Source organism: Curtobacterium sp. P97, from assembly GCF_023712445.1.
GTDB lineage: Bacteria > Actinomycetota > Actinomycetes > Actinomycetales > Microbacteriaceae > Curtobacterium.
On the sequence record NZ_JAMAYF010000144.1, the window covers coordinates 1 to 439 of the forward strand.

A 439-nucleotide genomic window follows, 5' to 3' on the forward strand; every position below is an offset into this window, starting at 1 on the left:
GTCGCCAGGCGACCGCGCCTGGCCTGCTGTGCGGTGTCCACGGATGTGCTCATGGCCGTGCCTCTCGGGAGCGTGGACGGCGTCGTCGCACGCGTGGGGACGGCGGGTCGCAGGTGCGGCCGGCCGGTGGTGAGGTCGTGCGGGGTCGAGCGGTGCGGGTCAGGCGGGGGCGTGCTCGCTGAACCAGGTGGCGTACTCGTGGCGGGTGGGGGCCCAGACGTCGTCGCGCTCGGCGACGGTGCGGGCGATCTCGTCGAGCACCCAGGCGCCGTAGGGGCGTCCGAAGACGTGGGCGTGCACGGTGACGTCGAGGTGCGCGCGACCCGACTCGTGCGCGTCGGTCCAGGCCAAGGTGTCCTGGAAGGTCTCCAGCAACCGGCGCGGGGGCTGCCCGTGCTTCATGTAGGAGGGCAGGTCGTTGACGTCCATCGTGAACGGC

At 72.9% G+C, this 439-nt stretch carries 1 protein-coding gene; it reads right to left on the reverse strand.

Going from position 1 to position 439, the window contains the following annotated elements:
• Positions 1-159 precede the first annotated feature (159 nt).
• Positions 160-439 (reverse strand): hypothetical protein (locus M3677_RS17360; protein WP_251161194.1); only part of this gene is annotated, 280 nt, incomplete at its 5' end.